Consider the following 18,733-nt stretch of genomic DNA (forward strand, 5'->3'; position numbering starts at 1 on the left):
AACGACAAGTTCGGCATCCGCCTGACCGACATCGTCACGCCGTCCGAGCGCATGCGTCGGGTGAGCAGGAGTTAACCCCCCGCGTCGCCTTCGGCGCCTCCCCCCTTGAGAAGGGGGGCGACACCAGAGGCCCGGCAGAGCCGGTTCCTCGGTGTCCCTGGATGAAGGCACTTTTCTCCGGGCACGTCACTTCTATCGGTTCTCTTTACTTTTTCTTGATCCATGCTGCAAAACGCGCTCCCTGCTGTGGGTCTGCTGGTCCTGATGGTGCTGCTGGCCTGGGCGCTGCAGCGCTGGAAGAAGCACCTGCCCGGCGCGGCCACCCCCGCCGGCCCGACGCTCAAGGTGCTCAACGCCGTCGTCGTCGGCCCGCAGCAGCGGCTGCTGTCGGTGCAGGTGGGCGAAGGCCCTTACGCGCAGTGCCTGGTGCTGGGCGTCACGCCCGGCAGCATCCAGGCGCTGCACCGCATGCCCATGCCCACCCCTCTGGCCGATGCCGGCACACCCGCCCCCACCGCCGGGGCCAGCGGCTTCGGCGCGCGGCTGGCGCAACAACTCACCGCCCACAAGGGCCAAGGCCCCCATGCGCCGCTCTGAGCTTCTTTCCCGTCCGGCCGTGCGCCTGGCGCTGTTCGCCGGCCTGGCGCTGCTGGCCGGCACCGCCCTGGCCCAGGTGGTCACACCGGCGGCGCCCGCAGCGCTCACGCCCACCGCCGTGACGCCGCCGCCCGGCTCACTGCCCCTGGTCATCGGCCAGGGCGCGGGCGGCAACAGCTATTCGGTGCCCATCCAGACCCTGCTGTTCTTCACCGCGCTGAGCTTCCTGCCCGCGGTGCTGCTGCTCATGACGGGCTTCACCCGCATCGTCATCGTGCTCTCGCTGCTGCGCCAGGCGCTGGGCACGCAGTCCGCCCCGCCCAACCAGGTGGTGGTCGGCCTCTCGCTGTTCCTCACCCTGTTCGTCATGGGCCCGACACTGGACAAGGTCTACAACGACGCCTACGCCCCCTACACCGCCAACCAGATCAGCTTCGAGCAGGCGCTGGACAAAGGCCAGCTGCCCATGCGCGAGTTCATGCTCAAGCAGACGCGCCAGAGCGACTTTGAACTGTTCGCCAAACTGGCCCGGCTGCCGGCCGAGGTCAAGGCACAGGACGCGCCGTTCCGCGTCATCGTGCCGGCCTTCGTCACCAGCGAGCTCAAGACCGCGTTCCAGATCGGCTTCATGATCTTCATCCCCTTCCTGGTGATCGACATGGTCGTCGCCAGCGTGCTCATGTCGCTGGGCATGATGATGCTGTCGCCGGTGCTGGTGGCCCTGCCGTTCAAGCTGATGCTGTTCGTGCTGGCCGATGGCTGGAACCTGTTGCTGGGCTCTCTCGCAGCCAGCTTCGCAACATGACAACCCCCACGCTCCACCGCTGCGCGGGTCGCTGCCCCCCGTGGGGGCTGGGCCGCCTTGGGAGCGGCCCGGCGGCGGCCCGTTTTCTCTCCGACAAGGACTTCTGACACATGGACCCGCAAGCCGCCCTCACCATGGGGCAGAACGCCCTCTACATGCTGCTCATGATCTCGGCGCCGGTGCTGATCACCGTGCTGGTCGTGGGTCTGGTGGTCAGTGTGTTCCAGGCCATCACGCAGATCCACGAAGCCACCCTGTCCTTCGTGCCCAAGCTGGTGGCGGCCATCGCGGTGTTCACCATCGCCGGGCCGTGGATGCTGACCACGCTGGTGGAGTTCATCCGCAGCACGCTGCTGGCGATCCCCAACCAAGCCATCTAGATGCGCCCCCCGCGCCGCAGGAATGGTTCACCCCTGCCGCGCTGCGCGCGTCCCCCTCAAGGGGGCGGCGCTGGCGGCCCGGCAAAGCCGGTTCCGCGGCGCCCTGGACAGACTCCCCTTCGCTTGATCTTCTGTAGTTCTCAACCATGATCACCTTCAGTGAAGCGCAGCTCATGGCCTGGGTCTCGCCGGTGTTCTGGCCGTTCCTGCGCATCCTGGCGGTGTTCGGCAGCGCGCCGATCTTTTCCGCGCGCTCGGTGCCGGTGCGCAGCAAGGTGGCGCTGGCGTTTCTCATCGCGGTCTGCGCCCAGGCCGGCCTGCCCGAACAGGAGGTCATCGCCCTGACCGATGCGCGCGCCTTTGGCATGGTGCTGCAGCAGGTGGTGGTGGGCGCGGCCATCGGCCTGGCGGTGCGCATCGTCTTCGCGTCGGTGGAGCTGGCCGGTGAGGTCGTCGGCCTGCAGATGGGCCTGAACTTCGCTGGCTTCTTCGACCCCAGCACCAACACCCAGACCAGCGCCGTCGGCCGCTTCTTCGGCAACACCACCATGCTGCTGTTCGTGGTCATCAACGGCCACCTCATGCTGCTGCAGGCCGTCATCGCCAGCTTCGAGACCTTCCCGGTCGGCGGCGGCGCGTTCGACGCCATCGCGCAGATGCGCATCCACGAACTGGGCGCCGTGGTGTTCCGCTACGGCCTGTGGATCGCCCTGCCCATGATCGGCATGCTGCTGTTCATCAACATCGTGCTGGGGTTCGTCTCACGCATCGCGCCGCAGATGAACGCCTTTGCCATCGGCTTCCCGATCACCCTGTCGGCCGGCCTGGTCGGCATCGCCGCCACCCTGCCCATGCTGGAAACCCCGGTGGTCGCCCTGCTGAAGATCGCCACCGACCTGTTCACCGGCTGAGGCCGGCCCGCTCTGGCCGGCGGGTCTTAAGGGGTGCCACACAGCATCAGTTCGCGCCGGACCGGCTCGTCCAGCATGCGCCGGTCGTTGAACTGCGCCACGAGCATCAGGCACAGTTTGCAGCCAGAGAACAAAACCAGCGGCACCTTGGACAGGTCCACCAGGAAGCGCTGGTCCTCCACTTCCTGCCGAAACACCCGGACGCCATCCCTGGCGCCCGAGCGCCTGTCGCGATCGCCCGAGAAGGCCAGCGCCATGCTGTTGAGCACGGCCACGGGCGTGGACAGGCGCCAGAGGATCAGCGCTTCCAGCCCCGCATAGCTGATGTTGGCAAGTTCGGTTTCCATGCGGGTCCTGCGCTCATCGTCGTGGATGCGCAGGTAGTTGAAGGTGCGGTCCGGATTGATCCCGATGAAGAAGTGCCGGTAGTCGGTCAGCTGGTCAAAGGCCACCTGATCGTCGGGCCCATAGCCTTGAGGCGTCCACGGGTATTTGAAGCGAACGTCGAAGTAGGTGGGCATCAACACGGGATCTGCAAAAGGGAAAAGTGGGCCGCCGTGCAGCAGGCCTCGGCCCGTGCAGCGCATGCGAAAGGCCGGCAATTATCACATCTTGCGAATATGTTGCTTTTAAGCTTTTTATGTTGTGTTTATTGATTTGAACTGACAAATGCCATTTTTTATGTTTTAAAGTTCCGCCCCGGCCGGTCGATAGACCCCCCACACGCCGCCTCTAAGAAGAACATCCGTCCTCAACACGGGAGCAGCGCACTAACCAGGTGCATCTTGTGAACGTACGCATCCTCCTGATCGAAGACTCGACGGCCCAACGCCTCTACATCCGGTCTTTTTTCGTCAACCGTGACGATCTCACCTTCGAAGTCGTTGAGGCCAAGGACGGCGCGCAGGGCCTGGCACTGGCGTCCAGCACACAGCCCGACGCCATCCTGTGTGACATCAACATGCCGGTCATGGACGGCTTCGAGTTCATCGCCCGCCTGCGCCAGAACCCGGACCTGTCCACCATTCCGGTGATCATGATCACGTCCTTGTCCAACCGCGACGCGATGCGCCGCGCCATGGGCAACGGCGCCGATGACTACCTGACCAAGCCCTTCACCTCCAAGGAACTGGTGGAAGCCCTGCTGGGTCAGCTGCAGAAACGCCAGCGCCAGGCACAGCAAACCAAGGCCAGCCTGGACAGCTTGCGCCAGTCGGTGCTCAGCAGCCTGCCGCACGAGCTGCACACGCCGCTGACGTCCATCGTCAGCGGCTCCGAGCTGCTGCTGCACCGCGGCGAACGCATGACCCCGGAGCGGCGCCAGGAGGTGGTGGAGATGATCCACCGGGGCGGAAAACGGCTGATGCGCACCATCGGCCGCTACCTGGAACTGATCGAAATCCGCTCCCGCTCGCGCGTCCCCAAGATGGACTTCATCTCCATCGAGCAGACCTGGGTGGAGACGGTGCTCAAGGACCCGCTGGGGCACAACATCATCGGCGGCGCCATCACGGGCGAACCGCAGGACTCCGGCGACTACCTGGCCAGCATGGAGATCCACCTGGAGCCGGCCGTGCTCATGATGAACCAGAAGGACCTGATCCGGATCATCTACGAGCTGCTGGCCAACGCGCTGAAGTTCCAGCGCCCGGGCAGCAAAGTCCGCGTGCTCGGCACCGACGACGGCCAGTCTTACTGGCTGCAAATCGAGAACGAGGGCTCTGAAATGCCGGCCAGCTTCTCCAGCCTGCTGGGCGAGTTCATGCAGTTCTCGCGCGACACCCAGGAGCAACAGGGCATCGGTTTTGGCCTGTCCATCGCCGGAGCCTTGCTGGGCCAGAACAACGGCTCCATGAAATGGATCGGTACCGACGGCTACCCCAACGCGGTCAAGCTGCGCCTGCCCAAGACGCAGTCCATGCTCGAACGCTGAACCGACGTCCCAAAGGCACCAAAGATCCCCTATGCGTTTTGTCCTGAACTCGCTGTCCCGCTCGGTGATCAGCCTCGGCTTGATCGGCATTCTGGCGGCCGCGGCGGTCGGCGGATCGGCCCAATGGTCGGCACTCAAGATGCGCGACCGCGCCAACGAGGTCTTCGTGGCGAAGGACGTGGTCGCCGACATCCTGCCGCCGCCGATGTACCTCATCGAAATGCGCCTGCTGCTGTCACAGGCGGTGGAGGGCACGCTGCCGGCGGCCGAGGTCGCGCCGGCTTTTGAAGCGCTCAGCCAGGCGTACCAGGCGCGCGTGGCGCACTGGACGGAACATCCGCCCTACGGACTGGAGGCGCAACTGCTGGGCGAGCAGCACACGCAGGGCTTGGCCTTCATCCAGAAGGCCCGCGAACAGATCATCGATCCGATCGCACAAGGGCAGCCGGAGCGTGCTGCGCAAGCTTTGCCGCAAGTCCACCAGCAGTACCTGCTGCACCGGGCCGGCGTGGACAAGACCGTGGTCGAGGGCAACCGGTTTGCCGAAAATGCGACCGAACGCATGGACGCGGAACAACGCCAGTCCATGGGGTGGGCACTGGGGATCGTGCTGGGCGCCCTGGCCATACTGGCCCTGTGTTCGCGCGTCATTCTGCAGAGCATCTACCGGTCGGTCCTGGCGTGCACCACCATCGCCCATGAGATCGCGACCGGGCACCTCGACGGCCACCCGGCGGCGAACGCAGGTCGCACCGACGTGATCGGCCGCTTGCAAGCCGCACTGGATGACATGCGGGCGCAGCTGCAGGGCCTGATTCTTCAGGTCCGCCAGGGCGCCGAGGGCGTGGTCGCGGCCAGCGGCCAGATCAGCGTCGGCAACCTGGACCTCAGCCAGCGAACCGAGTCTCAGGCATCCTCGCTGGAGGAGACGGCGGCCGCCATGGACCAGTTGACGCAAACCGTGCGGCTGAACCTGCAACGGGCCGAAGGGGCCCGTGAGACCGCGAACGCGGCAGCCCGAGAGGCCCAGTCGGGCGGCTCGGCGGTGGACGAACTGGTCAGCGCCATGGCCCGCGTGGACCAGTCCTCGCGCCAGATCGCCGACATCCTCAAGATCATTGACGCCATTGCGTTCCAGACCAACATCCTGGCCCTGAACGCTGCAGTGGAAGCGGCAAGAGCAGGCGAGTCAGGGCGGGGATTCGCCGTGGTCGCCGCTGAGGTGCGCAACCTGGCGGGCCGCAGCCGGGATGCGGCGCACGAGATCCGGGATCTGATCGAGCACAGCCAGGTGACCGTGCGCGAGAGCAACGAACAGGTGCGCGACGCGCAAGCCAAGATCGGGACCGTGGTCGGCTCGGTGACCCGGCTGCGCGATGACATGGTGCAGATCGAGACTGCGTCCCGGGAGCAAAGCGCCGGGATCGTCCAGGTCGGGACGGCGATCGGCCAGCTCGACCTGGCGACCCAGCAGAACGCTGCGCTGGTCGAGGAAACCGCTTCGGCCTCCAGCAGCCTGTCGGAGCAGGCCCGCGTGCTGCTGGACAGCGTCAGCCGCTTCCACCTGCCGCCGTCCGCATCACGCCCCCGCTCCAACATGGCAACCACGCGCGCGCTCGTTGCCCTGTAAGAACGCCCCCTCCCCGAAGCTCAGCACCACACCCACCGCCACGCCATGCGTCTGAACCAGCCGGTCACCCAACACGAGTTCCTCCTGCCCGACGGCGCCACCCTGGTTTCCACCACCGACCTCAGCAGCCACATCACCTACTGCAATTCCGCTTTCATGGCGGTGAGCGGTTTTGCCCGCGAAGAGCTGATCGGGCAGCCGCACAACATGATCCGGCACCCGGACATGCCGGCCGAAGCGTTCCGGGACATGTGGGACACGCTGCAGAGCGGCGCGCCCTGGTCGGCGGTGGTGAAGAACCGGCGCAAGAACGGCGACCACTACTGGGTGCTGGCCAACGCCACGCCCATCATGGACAAGGGCCAGGCCACCGGATACCTGTCGGTCCGCACCAAACCCAGCCGCCAGCAGGTGGAAGCGGCCGAAGCGCTGTACGCCCAGATGCGCGCCGAGGCGCAAGCCGGCAAACTGACGAACGTGTTGCGCCAGGGGCGCCTGGTGAAGCCGGGCTGGGCAGGCCGCCTGGGGCGCTGGTTGCGCCCCACCATGGGCAAGCAGCTGGGCACCATCACCGTGCTGCTGGCCTGGCTGATCCATGCGATCGGCGCCAACGCACAGGCGCTGCCCGATGCGTGGCGCACCGCGGCCTGGGGCGTCACCACCGTGCTGGCGCTGGTCACCGCGCGCCTCATGTGGGGCCTGCTGACCCGGCCACTGCAATCCACCATCGCCTTTGCCAACCAGATGGCCGCCGGCGACCTCTCGGCCCGCCTGGACGGCCAGGGCTCCGGCGAATTTGGCGCGCTCGCCAACGCCCTGAACCAGCTCAACGTCAACCTCCAGGCGGTGGTCGGCGACGTGCGGCACGAGGTGGAAAGCCTGCGGGTGGCGGCGGGCGAAATCTCCAGCGGCAACCAGGACCTGTCCCATCGCACGGTGGCACAGGCCAGCAGCATCGAAGAGACCGCCGCATCGATGGAGGAAATCACGGCCACGGTGGAACAAAGCAGCCAGTCGGCGGCCGAGGCCCAGCAACTCTCCACCCGGGCCGCCCAGGTGGCGGCGCAAGGCAACACCGCGATGACCACGATCGTCAGCGCCATGGACGACATCCACCGATCCTCCCACCGGATCAGCGAAATCATCCAGGTCATCGAGGGCATCTCGTTCCAGACCAACATCCTGGCGCTCAACGCCGCCGTGGAAGCCGCCCGGGCCGGCGCACAGGGCCGGGGCTTTGCGGTCGTGGCGGCCGAAGTGCGCAGCCTGGCCCAGCACACCTCCAGCGCGGCGAAAGAAATCAAGCAGCTCATTGGCGAGTCGGCCGCCCAAATCGCCGGGGGAACGGAGCGTGTCCACAAGGCCGGGCACACCATGGCGCAGGTCGTTCAGGCGGTCGAGCAGGTCAACGGCCTGATCAGCGACATCACCACCGCCACGAAGGAGCAGTCTGGCGGGCTGGCTCAGATCAACGCGGCCATGAGCGACCTGGAGTCGGCCACGCAGCAGAACTCGACCATGGTGGAGCAGCTCGCCTCGTCGGCCAGCGCCCTGCGCTCACAGGCCGAATCGATGCAGGGGAGCGTGCAGATCTTCCGCACCCGATGAACGGCGTGCGGGCGGCACAGCCGCCCTCAGCGAGACCCCCACCCACCCGCGGGTGAGGGCGCCCCGCTCACACCAGGCTGTTTCGGATCGCGTACACCGTCAGCTCGGCGTTGTTCGCCAGGTGCAGCTTCTGCAGCACCCGCGCCCGGTACACGCTCACGGTCTTGGGGCTGAGCATGAGGTTTTCGGCAATGTCCGAGAGTTTCTTGCCCGAGGCGATGAGCTGCAGGGTCTGCAGTTCGCGTTCGGACAGGCTGGCGTGCAGTTCTTCGCTTTCGGGGGTGGCCAGGTTGTCCACCAGCATCTGGGCAACATCGGCCGTGACGTATTTGCGGCCCTGGTGCACGGTGCGCACGGCGGCGATCATCTCGGCCGGCTCACCGGCCTTGTTGAGGTAGCCGCGCGCACCGGCGCGCAGGCAGCGGATGGCGTACTGGTCTTCCGGGTACATCGAGACCACCAGCGTCTTGACCGGCGAGCCTTCTTCGCGCAGGGCGGCCAGCACTTCCAGGCCGCCGCGGCCGGGCATGTTCAGGTCCAGCACCAGCACGTCGCACGGGGTCTTGCGCAGCTGTTCGCGCAGTTCGGGGTAGCTGCCGGCCTCGCCCACCACCTGGATGTCCACCGCCTCCGCAATGGTGTCGCGGATGCCGCGCCGCACGACCGCATGGTCGTCACACAAAATCACTTTGATCATCGCCGTTTCCCTCCCTGTTGTTGTCTGCCAAGCCTTCGCCAGCAGCCGCATTCAGCGGCACGGACAGGATCACCGAGGTGCCCCGGGGCGACGAGCTCACGTCCATCCAGCCGCCGACCTTGGCCGCACGTTCCTTGAGGCCCAGCAGCCCGAAGGACTTGGCCTTGCGCAGCGCTTCGGGGCCCATGCCGTGGCCGTTGTCGCTCACCTCCAGCGTGAGCACGCCTTCGCGGTCGCTCAAATCGATCTCGACCGTGGTGGCGTGGGCGTGTTTGAGCACGTTGGTGAGCGCCTCCTGCGCGGTGCGGTAGGCCACCAGCTGCACCTCGTGCGGCACCTCGATGGCGTCGCCCGAGCGGCGCACGGTCACGCGCACGCCGGTGCGTTTTTCGAAGCTGGCGCCCATCCATTGCACCGCCGCCACCAGGCCCTGGTCGAGGATGGGCGGGCGCAGGTTCATCATGATGCGCTGGCTGGCGCCCAGGGCGTGCTGCAGCATGTCCAGCGCGGTGTCCACGTGCTGGCGCATCTCGGTGTCCAGCGTCGAACGGCGGGCGATCCACGACAGGTCGAGCTTGACGGCGGCGAGCGAACCGCCGATGTCGTCGTGGATTTCGCGTGCGATGTCGGCACGTTCCTGCTCGATGCTGGTTTGCAGGTGCTCGGCCAGTTCGGCCAGGCGCTGACGCGACTCGGCCAGTTCGGCGTCGGCCTGGGCCTTGGCGCGGCGGGTTTCGGCCACTTCCAGGGCACGTTCGATGACGTGCGCCAGGCGCTGCATGTTGTCTTTGAGCAGGTAGTCGTCCACCCCGCGGTGCATGGCTTCGACCGCCGCCGCTTCGCCGATGGCTCCCGAGAGGATGACAAACGGGATGACGATGCCGCTGTGGCGCACCAGCTCCCACGCATCGAGCCCGTTGAAACCGGGCAGGTGGTAGTCGGCCAGCACGACGTCGTGCGTGCGGGCTTCGAGTTCGCGCTGGAAGTCTTCCAGGGTATCCACCAGGGTCAGCTCGCAGGGCATCTGGCTGCGCTGCAGGGCGAACTTGACCAGGGCGTGATCGACCCGGGAGTCTTCGAGGTGGAGGATGCGGACCGGCGTACGGGGGGTGGTGTCAGACATGCCGATCGGATGCAAGGTGGAAATGTCCGCCAGACGGTGGCCAAGGAAGCGAAATGCCGCTGAATTTGGTCCGTTATCTGCCGATACGGGTTCTTACAAGTCTCGAAAATTGTACTGCCCGAACGCCTCACCAAGGCCCTGAGAAACCCCATGCACAGCCCCAACACCACCTCCCACCTGGACCACGCCCTGGTGGCGTCGCACCAGCCGTCGGTCTCGCTGCCGGTGAATCTTGTGGCCGATGTGCAGGACGCCCTGCTCATGGCGATGACCGACCTCAAGCGGCTCGAAGGCCTGCTGGACCACGCCACCGGCAACCTGCTGGAGCGCTTTTCCACCGCCAACCACGCACTGGCCCACCTGGCCGGCAGCGACAACGAAGACCTGCTGCGCGTGCGCCATGCCCTGCACCAGGCCGTGACCGAACTGCAGTTCCACGACATGGCGACCCAGCTGATCGTGCACACCGGCAAGGTGCTGCAGGGCTGCGCCTGGAAGCTGGCCGACGAGGCCATGGAACCGGAAGAGGACGAGGTCCCGCTGGACATCGACCCCACGCCCGACCGGCCCAGCCCGGTGACACAGAACGAGATGGACGCCGGTTCCATCGACCTGTTCTGACACCGCCCCGCCCCGATTCAAGCACCCGATATTTGTGCCGATAACTGTTCGAACCACGGAGTACTCCATGCAATCGATTCTTGCCGTAGACGACTCGGCCTCCATGCGGAAGATGGTCGCCTTCACCCTGACGGGCGCCGGTTTCCACGTTGTGGAAGCGGTGGATGGTCAGGACGCCTTTGAAAAGGCCCAGACCCACCACATCGACCTGGTGCTGACCGACCAGAACATGCCCCGCCTGGACGGCCTGGGCCTGACCAAGAAGCTGCGCGAGACCGCCAAGTTCAAGACCACGCCCATCCTGATCCTGACCACCGAGTCCAGCGACCAGATGAAGATGGCCGGCCGCGCCGCGGGCGCCACGGGCTGGCTGGTCAAGCCGTTCGATCCGGGTCGTCTGATCGAAGTGATCCAGAAAGTCATCCGCTGAGCTTGCGGCCCATCCGTTCCGCAAGGAGAGATCCATGTCAGAAATGACCCAAGAAAGCGCTGGCAGCGGCAATTTCGACCTCACCCAGTTCTACCAAATCTTCTTTGAAGAGGCGGGTGAGAACCTCGACCAGATGGAACAGATGCTGCTCGCACTGGACCTGGAACAGGCCGACGACGAAGAGCTCAACGCGATCTTCCGCTGCGCGCACTCCATCAAGGGCGGCGCCGCCACCTTCGGTTTTGCCGACGTGGCCGAGTTGACGCACCAGATGGAGTCGCTGCTGGACAAGCTGCGCCGCCACGAACTGACGCCCACGCCGCCCATGGTGGACGTGCTGCTGGAATCGTCGGACGCGCTCAAGCTGCTGCTGGCCCGCCATTCGGGCAAGGACGTGGCACCGCCCGCCACCCACGCGCTGGTGGACCGCATCAGCGCCCTGGCCCACGGCGAAGACGCCGTCGCACCTGCCGCAGCACCTGCCCCCGTGGCCGCGGCCCCGGCACCCGCCGCACCTGCGGCCGCCCCGGCGGCCAGCGCTGCGCCGGCCCCCACCGGCTCGCGCCAGCTGGAAATCCACATCGGTCCGCTGGACAACCTGTCGCAGGCCGACAGCATTGCCGAACTGTTCCGCGACATCAGCGGCCTGGGCAGCATCGAAGCCCTGCCCTGCGACCAGGACCACAAGCGGGTCTACAAGGTGCTCACCACGTCCAGCGACGGCGACCTGCTGGACCTGTTCACTTTCCACGTGAGCAAGGAACACATCCGCATCGTCGACAACACCCCGGTGCCCAAGTCCCTGGCCACCGAGGGCACGGACTTCGGCTTCTTCGACGACGCCCCCGGCCTGCCATCCACTGCGGACACCACGGTGGCGCAGGCCGCCGAACAGGCGGCACCCGCCATCGCCGTCGCGGCCCCCGCCGCCCCGGCCGTGGCACCGGCCGCCCCCAAACCGGCCGCCGCCCCCAAGGCGGCCGCGGGCGGCGCCCAGGCCTCGCTGGAATCGAGCACGCTGCGCGTGTCGGTCAGCAAGGTCGACCAGCTCATCAACCTGGTCGGTGAACTCGTCATCACCCAGGCCATGCTTGCGCAAAAGAGCAGCGCGCTCGACAGCGCCGCCAACCAGCAGCTGCTGGCCGGCCTGGCCGACCTGGACCGCAACACCCGCGACCTGCAGGAAGCGGTGATGTCGATCCGCATGATCCCGATGTCGGTGGTGTTCAACCGCTTCCCGCGCATGCTGCGCGACCTGGCCGGCAAGCTGGGCAAGAAGGTGGAACTGATCACGCACGGCGAAGCCACCGAACTGGACAAGGGCCTGATCGAGAAGATCACGGACCCACTGACGCACCTGATCCGCAACAGCTGCGACCACGGCATTGAAATGCCCGACGAGCGCCGCGCCAAGGGCAAGACCGAGAACGGCAACATCACGCTGTCGGCCTCGCACCAGGGCGGCAGCATCCTCATCGAGGTGCGCGACGACGGCAAGGGCCTCTCGCGCGAGAAGCTGCTCAAGAAGGCGCGCGAGAAGGGCATCGACGCCCCCGATTCGATGACCGACGGCGAGGTCTGGTCGCTGATCTTCGCGCCCGGCTTCTCCACCGCCGAAGAGGTGACCGACGTGTCGGGCCGCGGCGTCGGCATGGACGTGGTCAAGAAGAACATCGCCTCGCTGGGCGGCACGGTCGAGATCGATTCGGCCGAGGGCTACGGCATGAGCGTCAAGGTGCGCCTGCCGCTGACCCTGGCCATCATGGACGGTATGAGCGTGCGCGTCAGCGACGAGGTCTACATCCTGCCGCTGGCCAGCGTGATCGAGTCGTTCCAGATCAACCCGAGCGACATCAACACCGTGGCGCAGGGCGCCCAGCTGGTGAAGGTGCGCGACGAGTACATGCCCGTGATCGAACTCGAGCGCGTGTTCCAGGTGCCTCGCTTCGAATTCAACAGCAGCAGCCCGATCATGGTGGTGGTGGAGGCCGAAGGCTCCCGCGTCGCCCTGATGGTCGACGAGCTGCTGGGCCAGCAACAGGTGGTGATCAAGAACCTGGAGTCCAACTACCGCAAGGTGCCCAACGTATCGGGGGCCACCATCCTGGGCGACGGCAAGGTCGCCCTGATCCTGGACACCTCGGTGCTGGTGCGCCGCTCGCGCCACTGAACCCATCGCGGCCGCTGCTGCAGTGGCCGCGAACCCCCAACCCGCAAGGACCCCAGCATGCTGCAGTCCACCGCCCCGCGCCACACCGCCAAGCCCGTCCCGACCCTGTCCGCCGCCGATGACGGCCCCCTGACCCAGGGCCGCGAGTTCCTCTGGTCCGACGCGGACTTCACCCGCATCAAGGCGCTGATCTACAAGAAGGCCGGCATCAGCCTGCACGACGGCAAACACGCCATGGTGTACAGCCGCGTTTCGCGCCGGCTGCGCGAGACCGGCCACAACAGTTTCAAGACCTACCTGGACTGGCTGGAACAGCACGACGGCGCCGAGTGGCAGGATTTCATCAACGCCCTGACCACCAACCTGACCGCGTTCTTCCGCGAGCAGCACCACTTTGAAGTGCTGCACGAGTTGATGGCCGCCAAGCGCGGCCACAACTGGCGCATCTGGTGTTCGGCCGCGTCCACCGGCGAAGAGCCCTACTCCATCGCCATGACCGCCACCGAGGCCCTGGGCCCCAACGGCAACTTCCACATCGTCAACAGCGACATCGACACCAAGGTGCTGGCCACCGCGGCGCGCGGCATCTACAAGTCCGAGGGCGTCAAGGGCCTGAGCCCCGAGCGGCTGCAGCGCTTTTTCATGCGCGGCAAGGGGGCCAACGCCGGCTTCATGCGCGTCAAGCCCGAGCTGCAGAAGCACATGGAGTTCATGACGGTCAACCTGATCCAGGACCTGCCACTGCGCGAGCCGTTTGACGTGGTGTTCTGCCGCAACGTGATGATCTATTTCGACGGCCCGACGCAGCGCCAGGTGCTCGAACGCATCCACCGCGTGATGAAACCCGGCGGCATGTTGTTCGTCGGCCATGCCGAAAACTTCAGCGACGCGCGCAGCCTGTTCGCGCTGCGCGGAAAGACGGTTTATGAACGCGTTTGACGCCAGCCAGGGCAGCTCGGCCAACGCGCTGCGGCGCCCGCCACCTCCGGCTTTCGGGCCGGCCGGCATCACGCGCGTGACCTCGCACCTGGAATCGCTCAAGGCCCGCGCGCCCAAGCCGGGCGAGGCGTCCTTCTACTACCACGACCACCACTTCAAGCACGACGCGGTGAAGGTGCTGCCCGGCGAGTACTACGTGACCCCCGACGACATGGTGATCATGACGGTGCTGGGTTCGTGCATCGCCGCCTGCATCTGGGACCCCAAGGTCCGCGTGGGGGGCATGAACCACTTCATGCTGCCCGACGGTGGGGGCGACACCTCGGGCCGTTACGGTTCGTACGCCATGGAACTGCTGATCAACGAGATGATGAAGCTCGGCGCCCGGCGCGAGTATATGCAGGCCAAGGTGTTTGGCGGTGGGCAGGTGATGCACACCTTCACCACCATGAACGTGGGCGAAAGAAACACCCAATTCGTGCTGGATTACCTGCAAACCGAGCGCATCGCGGTGATCTCCAAGGACGTGCTGGACATTTACCCCCGAAAAGTCTGCTACTTTCCGGCCACGGGCAAGGCCATGTGCAAGCGCCTGGCGCATTCGCACCCCGAAACGCTGGAAACCCAGGAACGCCGGGGCAGTGCCGCCGTGGTCGCCAAGGCCACCGCGGGCGGATCGGTCGACCTGTTCTGACGAACATGAGCCACACCCCCGTCGCTTGCGCGCTGCGCGCAGCCGCATCCCCCCTCAAGGGGGCAACACCAGCGCCCCGGCCCAGCCGGTTGCGCGGTGTTTCTGGATAAGGCACGCAAGGCCAACAGGAGGATTGAAATGAAAAAAATCAGAGTGGTGGTGGTGGACGATTCGGCGCTGGTGCGCAGCCTGCTGACCGAAATCATCAACCGCCAGAGCGACATGCAGTGCGTGGGCGCCGCCGCCGACCCGCTGGTGGCGCGCGAGATGATCCGCGAGACCAGCCCCGACGTCATCACGCTGGACGTGGAGATGCCCCGCATGGACGGGCTGGAGTTCCTCTCGCGCCTGATGCGCTTGCGCCCCATGCCGGTGGTGATGGTCTCCACCCTGACCGAGCAGGGGGCCGACATCACGCTGCGCGCGCTGGAAATGGGCGCGGTGGACTACGTGGCCAAGCCGCGCATCGGCATCACCAGCGGCCTGAACGAGCTGGCGCACGACATCGTGGACAAGATCCGCATCGCCGCGGGTGCGCACGTCAAGCGCCTGCCCGCCGTGGCTGCGGTGCCGGCCCCCGCCGCCTCGGGTGGCAGCGCCGCCGCCGAGCCGCCGCGCGCGCCCCTGCCGCGTCTGGCCACCACCGAAAAGATCATCTGCATCGGCGCCTCCACCGGCGGCACCGAAGCCATCCGCGAGGTGCTGGTGCCCATGCCGGCCGATGCACCGGCCATCGTCATCACCCAGCACATGCCGCCGGGCTTCACCACCAGTTTTGCCGCACGGCTGAACAGCCTGTGCCGCATCAGCGTGGCCGAGGCGCGCCACGGCGAACGCATCCTGCCGGGGCACGCCTACATCGCACCGGGCGGCAAGCAGTTCCGCATCGACCGCAGTGGCTCGAACTACGTGGCCGTGGTGGAAGACACCGAACCCGTCAACCGCCACAAGCCCTCGGTCGAGGTGCTGTTCAAGTCCGCCGCGCGCGTGCTGGGGCCCAACGCCATCGGCATCATGCTCACCGGCATGGGCGCCGACGGGGCGCTGGCCATGCGCGAGATGAAGGACGCCGGCAGCTACAACTATGTGCAGGACGAAGCCAGCTGCGTGGTGTTCGGCATGCCCCGCATGGCGATACAGTCTGGAGCCGCACACGAGGTGTTGCCACTCAAGCAGATCACCAGCGCCCTGCTCGGCCGCCTGGCCGCCAATCCGGCGCTGGTGCGCCACCGCATCTGACCGTTTGTTCGTTGTTCGTTTTTTTTCACACCTCACCATGGAGTTGATCAACATGACCTCCCGCCGCCTGCTGCTGGGCGCCCTGCTGGGCGCATTGACCGTGGCCGCCCAACCGGCCCTCGCACTGGACGCGCCCAAAGAGCGCCCCATCCTCACCGTGTCCGGCAAGATCGGCGAGAAGAACGCCGGTGACGTGGCCCGCTTCGACATGAAGATGCTCGAAGCGCTGCCGCAGCACAGCTTCACCACCCGCACACCGTGGTTCGACAAGCCGGTCAAGTTCACCGGCCCCCTGCTGGCCGACGTGCTGGCCGCCGTCAAGGCCAGCGGCAGTACCATCAGCGCCATCGCGATCAACGATTACAAAGTCAGCATTCCCGTGAGCGACACCCAGCACAAGCTCATCGTGGCCCGCCTGCTGGACGACAAACCCATGCCGGTGCGCGAGAAGGGCCCGCTGTTTGTGATCTATAACTTCGACAGCAGCGCCGATCTGCGCAGCTCTGTCTACTACGAACGCTCGATCTGGCAACTCAAGGCCCTGGACATTCAGTGATGTTTTCTGCCCCGAACCTGGCCAAGTGGAGTCGCCCGCAATGGGCGGTGGCCATCACGTTGCTGCTGGCCCTGACGCTCACACCGTTGGGCTGGATACAGTGGCGCCAGGTCCGGGTGCTCGACGACATGTCGAGCAACCAGGTCGACGCCATCATGTGGCAGGCCTACCAGCTCGAACGTGAGCTTTCGCGCCTGGACCAGGCGCTGCACAAGGCCCGGATCACCCCGGAGGCCATTGATCCGTGGGCCCTGCTCGAACGCTACGAGATCTTTCTCAGCCGCATCGACCTGCTGACCAAGATCCCGCGGCGCGACCTGTTGCAGAAATCGCCCAACTTCGACACCGCGCAGAAACAGCTGGATCTGTTCGTCCAGACCGCCGACCCGCTGTTCGCACAACCCGAGGCGCTGTTGAAACAGCCGCAGTCGCTGGAGGCCCTGGACAGCCAGATCGAACAGCTGACCCCGCTGCTGGCCGAACTCACACGCGACGCCAACCGGGCCGTGGCCCAGTTCGTGGACGAACGCAACAGCCAGATCCAGGAGCAGAGCCACCTGGTCATCGGCCTGGCCGCTGCCCAGTCCGTGGTGATGCTGCTGTTCGTGGGCCTGCTGGTGCGCCACATCCGCAGGCAGCAGCGCCAGTACCAGCGCCTGGAAAAACTCAGCCAGGAACTGACCGAAGCCCGGGACCAGGCCGAGGCCGCCAACCACGGCAAGAGCGTGTTCCTGGCGAACATGAGCCACGAGATCCGCACCCCGTTCCAGGGCCTGCTGGGCATGCTCAACCTGCTGAGCGAGGCGCAGCTGACCAGCGTGCAGCGCGACTACCTGCAGACCGCGTCGGACTCCGCCCAGCACCTGCTGGGCGTGCTCAACGACATCCTGGACGTCTCGACCATGGAGTCGGGCACGCTCAAGCTGTCGGAAGCGCCGATCCACCTGCGCACCGTGGTGCAGGAGGTGGGCGGTCTGATGCAGGTGACCGCGCGCGACAAGGGTCTGACGCTGGACATCTACCCCGCAGCCGACCTGCCCGAATGGGTGATGGCCGACGCCACCCGGGTGCGCCAGATCCTGTTCAACCTGATCAACAACGCCATCAAGTTCACACCCGCGGGCAGCGTGATGGTGGAAGTGGCCCGCGCCACGGGCGCGCCGTCGGGGCTGACCATCACGGTGCGCGACACCGGCGTCGGCATGGACGCCGAGACCGTGGCCCGCCTGTTCACACGCTTCTACCAGGCCGACAACTCGTTGCGCCGGCGCGTCGGCGGCACCGGACTGGGGCTGGAGATTTCGCGCAACCTCGCGCGCATGATGGGCGGCGACATCCAGGTCAGCAGCGAGTCCGGCGTGGGCACGGTGTTCACCGTGACGCTGCAGCTCAGCGAGACCGAGGCGCCCGATACCAGCGGGGACAGCGTCATCACCGAGGTCGGGCACAGCCGCCGCCTGCGGGTGCTGGTCGCAGAAGACCACCCGATCAACCTCAAGTACATGGCCATCCTGCTGGAGAAGATGGGGCACGACGCCACCTTCTGCGAAAACGGTGTGGAGGCGCTGGAACTGCTGCGGCAGCAGACCTTCGACGTGGTGCTGCTGGACTACCACATGCCGCTGCTGGACGGCCTGGCCACCACCGAAGCGATCCGCCAGCTCGACGGCCCCGCCGCACAGATCAAGATCATCCTGGTCACGGCCGACGTGGTCAACGACACACGCAAACGCGCGCAGGAAGTGGGCGTCAACGAATTCACCAGCAAGCCGCTGCAGGCCATCGATCTGCAGCGCGCCCTGGGTCGCTGTGGTCTGCTGGAAGACCCGGACCACCCCATGCCCGGTGTCAGCGTGCACCAGCTGTCGAGTCCGTTCCCGATGTCGTCGTACGAAATGCCGGTGCGCCTGCCCCAGCCGCAGGAAGCGCCGTCGGCCGTGATCGACACCGAGTCCTACGCGGAGATCATGTCCATGATGCCCGAGGACTCGCTGGGCGAACTGCTCAAAACCGTCTTCGAACCACCCGAGGGCACGGCCCATGTGCTGCTGGAAGCCCTGCGCAAAGGCGACCGTGAAGCGGTGCATTACAACGCCCACAAGCTCAAGGGCACATCCATGCTGATGGGCTTTCGCGCCATCGTGCGCAGCTCGGCCGAGCTCGAATCGTTGTCGCAGGACCCGCAACAGCCGATACACATCAGCCTGGGTCTCCAGCTTCAGCGCGACCTGGAACTGACCCAGAAAGCCCTGGCCCAGCTGGAGCCCCACACCACGCCGTGAGGTCCGCGCATCGCCGGACCGGGGCTTGACCCACGCGCGCTACGGCGGGCGCCCCCCGCCCCACTCGTCCATCCATGAAAAACGCCGGGCATGCCCGGCGTTTTTCATGGTGTGGTGA

18 protein-coding genes and 1 pseudogene are annotated in these 18,733 nt (G+C 66.3%); 16 read left to right on the forward strand and 3 right to left on the reverse strand.

Annotated elements, in window-relative coordinates:
• The 5 genes and pseudogenes from RMP09_RS14950 to fliR form a co-directional block, all read left to right on the forward strand.
• Nucleotides 1-75: pseudogene (locus RMP09_RS14950) on the forward strand (flagellar motor switch protein FliN); the annotation flags it as partial.
• Between the two features lie 147 nt (nucleotides 76-222).
• The gene (locus tag RMP09_RS14955; RefSeq protein WP_310566778.1) at nucleotides 223-597 is read left to right on the forward strand and encodes a flagellar biosynthetic protein FliO; all 375 of its coding nucleotides are present in this window, start codon (nucleotides 223-225) and stop codon (nucleotides 595-597) included.
• The gene (gene fliP, locus RMP09_RS14960) at nucleotides 584-1,402 is read left to right on the forward strand and encodes a flagellar type III secretion system pore protein FliP (protein WP_310566779.1); all 819 of its coding nucleotides are present in this window, start codon (nucleotides 584-586) and stop codon (nucleotides 1,400-1,402) included. The genes RMP09_RS14955 and fliP overlap by 14 nt, the downstream gene beginning before the upstream one ends.
• A 110-nt stretch (nucleotides 1,403-1,512) precedes the next feature.
• Entirely contained in the window at nucleotides 1,513-1,782 is a 270-nt protein-coding gene (gene fliQ / locus RMP09_RS14965; RefSeq protein WP_310566780.1) for a flagellar biosynthesis protein FliQ, read from the forward strand.
• A gap of 146 nt (nucleotides 1,783-1,928) precedes the next feature.
• Complete coding sequence (gene fliR, locus RMP09_RS14970) at nucleotides 1,929-2,693, forward strand: flagellar biosynthetic protein FliR (protein WP_310566781.1); 765 nt, start codon at nucleotides 1,929-1,931, stop codon at nucleotides 2,691-2,693.
• A gap of 26 nt (nucleotides 2,694-2,719) precedes the next feature.
• Here fliR and RMP09_RS14975 read toward each other — a convergent pair whose 3' ends face one another.
• Nucleotides 2,720-3,220: a hypothetical protein gene (locus RMP09_RS14975; protein WP_310566782.1), complete on the reverse strand. Its 501-nt coding sequence runs from the start codon at nucleotides 3,218-3,220 to the stop codon at nucleotides 2,720-2,722.
• Between the two features lie 260 nt (nucleotides 3,221-3,480).
• On the opposite strand from RMP09_RS14975, the gene RMP09_RS14980 reads away from it, so the two are divergent.
• From RMP09_RS14980 to RMP09_RS14990, 3 genes are read left to right on the forward strand one after another with little or no spacing between them, the layout of a single operon-like run.
• Entirely contained in the window at nucleotides 3,481-4,626 is a 1,146-nt protein-coding gene (locus tag RMP09_RS14980) for a response regulator (RefSeq protein ID WP_310566783.1), read from the forward strand.
• Between the two features lie 31 nt (nucleotides 4,627-4,657).
• Nucleotides 4,658-6,256 carry a methyl-accepting chemotaxis protein gene (locus RMP09_RS14985; RefSeq protein ID WP_310566784.1) on the forward strand — a complete coding sequence of 533 codons (1,599 nt, stop codon included), beginning with the start codon at nucleotides 4,658-4,660 and terminating at the stop codon, nucleotides 6,254-6,256.
• A gap of 45 nt (nucleotides 6,257-6,301) precedes the next feature.
• Nucleotides 6,302-7,864: a methyl-accepting chemotaxis protein gene (locus RMP09_RS14990; RefSeq protein ID WP_310566785.1), complete on the forward strand. Its 1,563-nt coding sequence runs from the start codon at nucleotides 6,302-6,304 to the stop codon at nucleotides 7,862-7,864.
• Nucleotides 7,865-7,931: 67 nt separating this feature from the next.
• On the opposite strand, the gene RMP09_RS14995 is transcribed toward RMP09_RS14990, so the two are convergent.
• Both RMP09_RS14995 and RMP09_RS15000 read right to left on the reverse strand, forming a co-directional pair.
• Nucleotides 7,932-8,561 carry a response regulator transcription factor gene (locus RMP09_RS14995; protein WP_310566786.1) on the reverse strand — a complete coding sequence of 210 codons (630 nt, stop codon included), beginning with the start codon at nucleotides 8,559-8,561 and terminating at the stop codon, nucleotides 7,932-7,934.
• Nucleotides 8,539-9,684, reverse strand: coding sequence for a sensor histidine kinase (locus tag RMP09_RS15000; RefSeq protein ID WP_310566787.1), 1,146 nt, complete (start codon nucleotides 9,682-9,684; stop codon nucleotides 8,539-8,541). Before RMP09_RS15000 ends, RMP09_RS14995 begins: the two co-directional genes overlap by 23 nt.
• Before the next feature lie 150 nt (nucleotides 9,685-9,834).
• Here RMP09_RS15000 and RMP09_RS15005 point away from each other — a divergent pair, with 150 nt between their 5' ends.
• The 8 genes from RMP09_RS15005 to RMP09_RS15040 all read left to right on the forward strand — a co-directional run bounded on the left by RMP09_RS15005 (nucleotide 9,835) and on the right by RMP09_RS15040 (nucleotide 18,615).
• Nucleotides 9,835-10,305, forward strand: coding sequence for a hypothetical protein (locus RMP09_RS15005; RefSeq protein ID WP_310566788.1), 471 nt, complete (start codon nucleotides 9,835-9,837; stop codon nucleotides 10,303-10,305).
• 67 nt (nucleotides 10,306-10,372) lie between these two features.
• Nucleotides 10,373-10,735 carry a response regulator gene (locus RMP09_RS15010; RefSeq protein ID WP_310566789.1) on the forward strand — a complete coding sequence of 121 codons (363 nt, stop codon included), beginning with the start codon at nucleotides 10,373-10,375 and terminating at the stop codon, nucleotides 10,733-10,735.
• Between the two features lie 34 nt (nucleotides 10,736-10,769).
• Nucleotides 10,770-12,905, forward strand: a complete 2,136-nt coding sequence (locus tag RMP09_RS15015; RefSeq protein ID WP_310566790.1) for a chemotaxis protein CheW — start codon at nucleotides 10,770-10,772, stop codon at nucleotides 12,903-12,905.
• A 57-nt stretch (nucleotides 12,906-12,962) separates the two neighbouring features.
• Nucleotides 12,963-13,844, forward strand: coding sequence for a CheR family methyltransferase (locus tag RMP09_RS15020; RefSeq protein ID WP_310566791.1), 882 nt, complete (start codon nucleotides 12,963-12,965; stop codon nucleotides 13,842-13,844).
• On the forward strand, nucleotides 13,831-14,538 hold the full coding sequence (gene cheD / locus RMP09_RS15025) for a chemoreceptor glutamine deamidase CheD (protein WP_310566792.1): 708 nt from the start codon (nucleotides 13,831-13,833) through the stop codon (nucleotides 14,536-14,538). The genes RMP09_RS15020 and cheD overlap by 14 nt, the downstream gene beginning before the upstream one ends.
• 138 nt (nucleotides 14,539-14,676) lie before the next feature.
• Entirely contained in the window at nucleotides 14,677-15,777 is a 1,101-nt protein-coding gene (locus tag RMP09_RS15030; RefSeq protein ID WP_310566793.1) for a chemotaxis response regulator protein-glutamate methylesterase, read from the forward strand.
• 52 nt (nucleotides 15,778-15,829) lie between these two features.
• Nucleotides 15,830-16,333, forward strand: a complete 504-nt coding sequence (locus RMP09_RS15035) for a hypothetical protein (protein ID WP_310566794.1) — start codon at nucleotides 15,830-15,832, stop codon at nucleotides 16,331-16,333.
• Entirely contained in the window at nucleotides 16,333-18,615 is a 2,283-nt protein-coding gene (locus tag RMP09_RS15040; RefSeq protein ID WP_310566795.1) for an ATP-binding protein, read from the forward strand. Before RMP09_RS15035 ends, RMP09_RS15040 begins: the two co-directional genes overlap by 1 nt.
• The last annotated feature ends 118 nt before the right edge of the window (nucleotides 18,616-18,733 follow it).

Source organism: Hydrogenophaga sp. (assembly GCF_031426985.1).
Taxonomy (GTDB): Bacteria; Pseudomonadota; Gammaproteobacteria; order Burkholderiales; family Burkholderiaceae_C; genus Hydrogenophaga.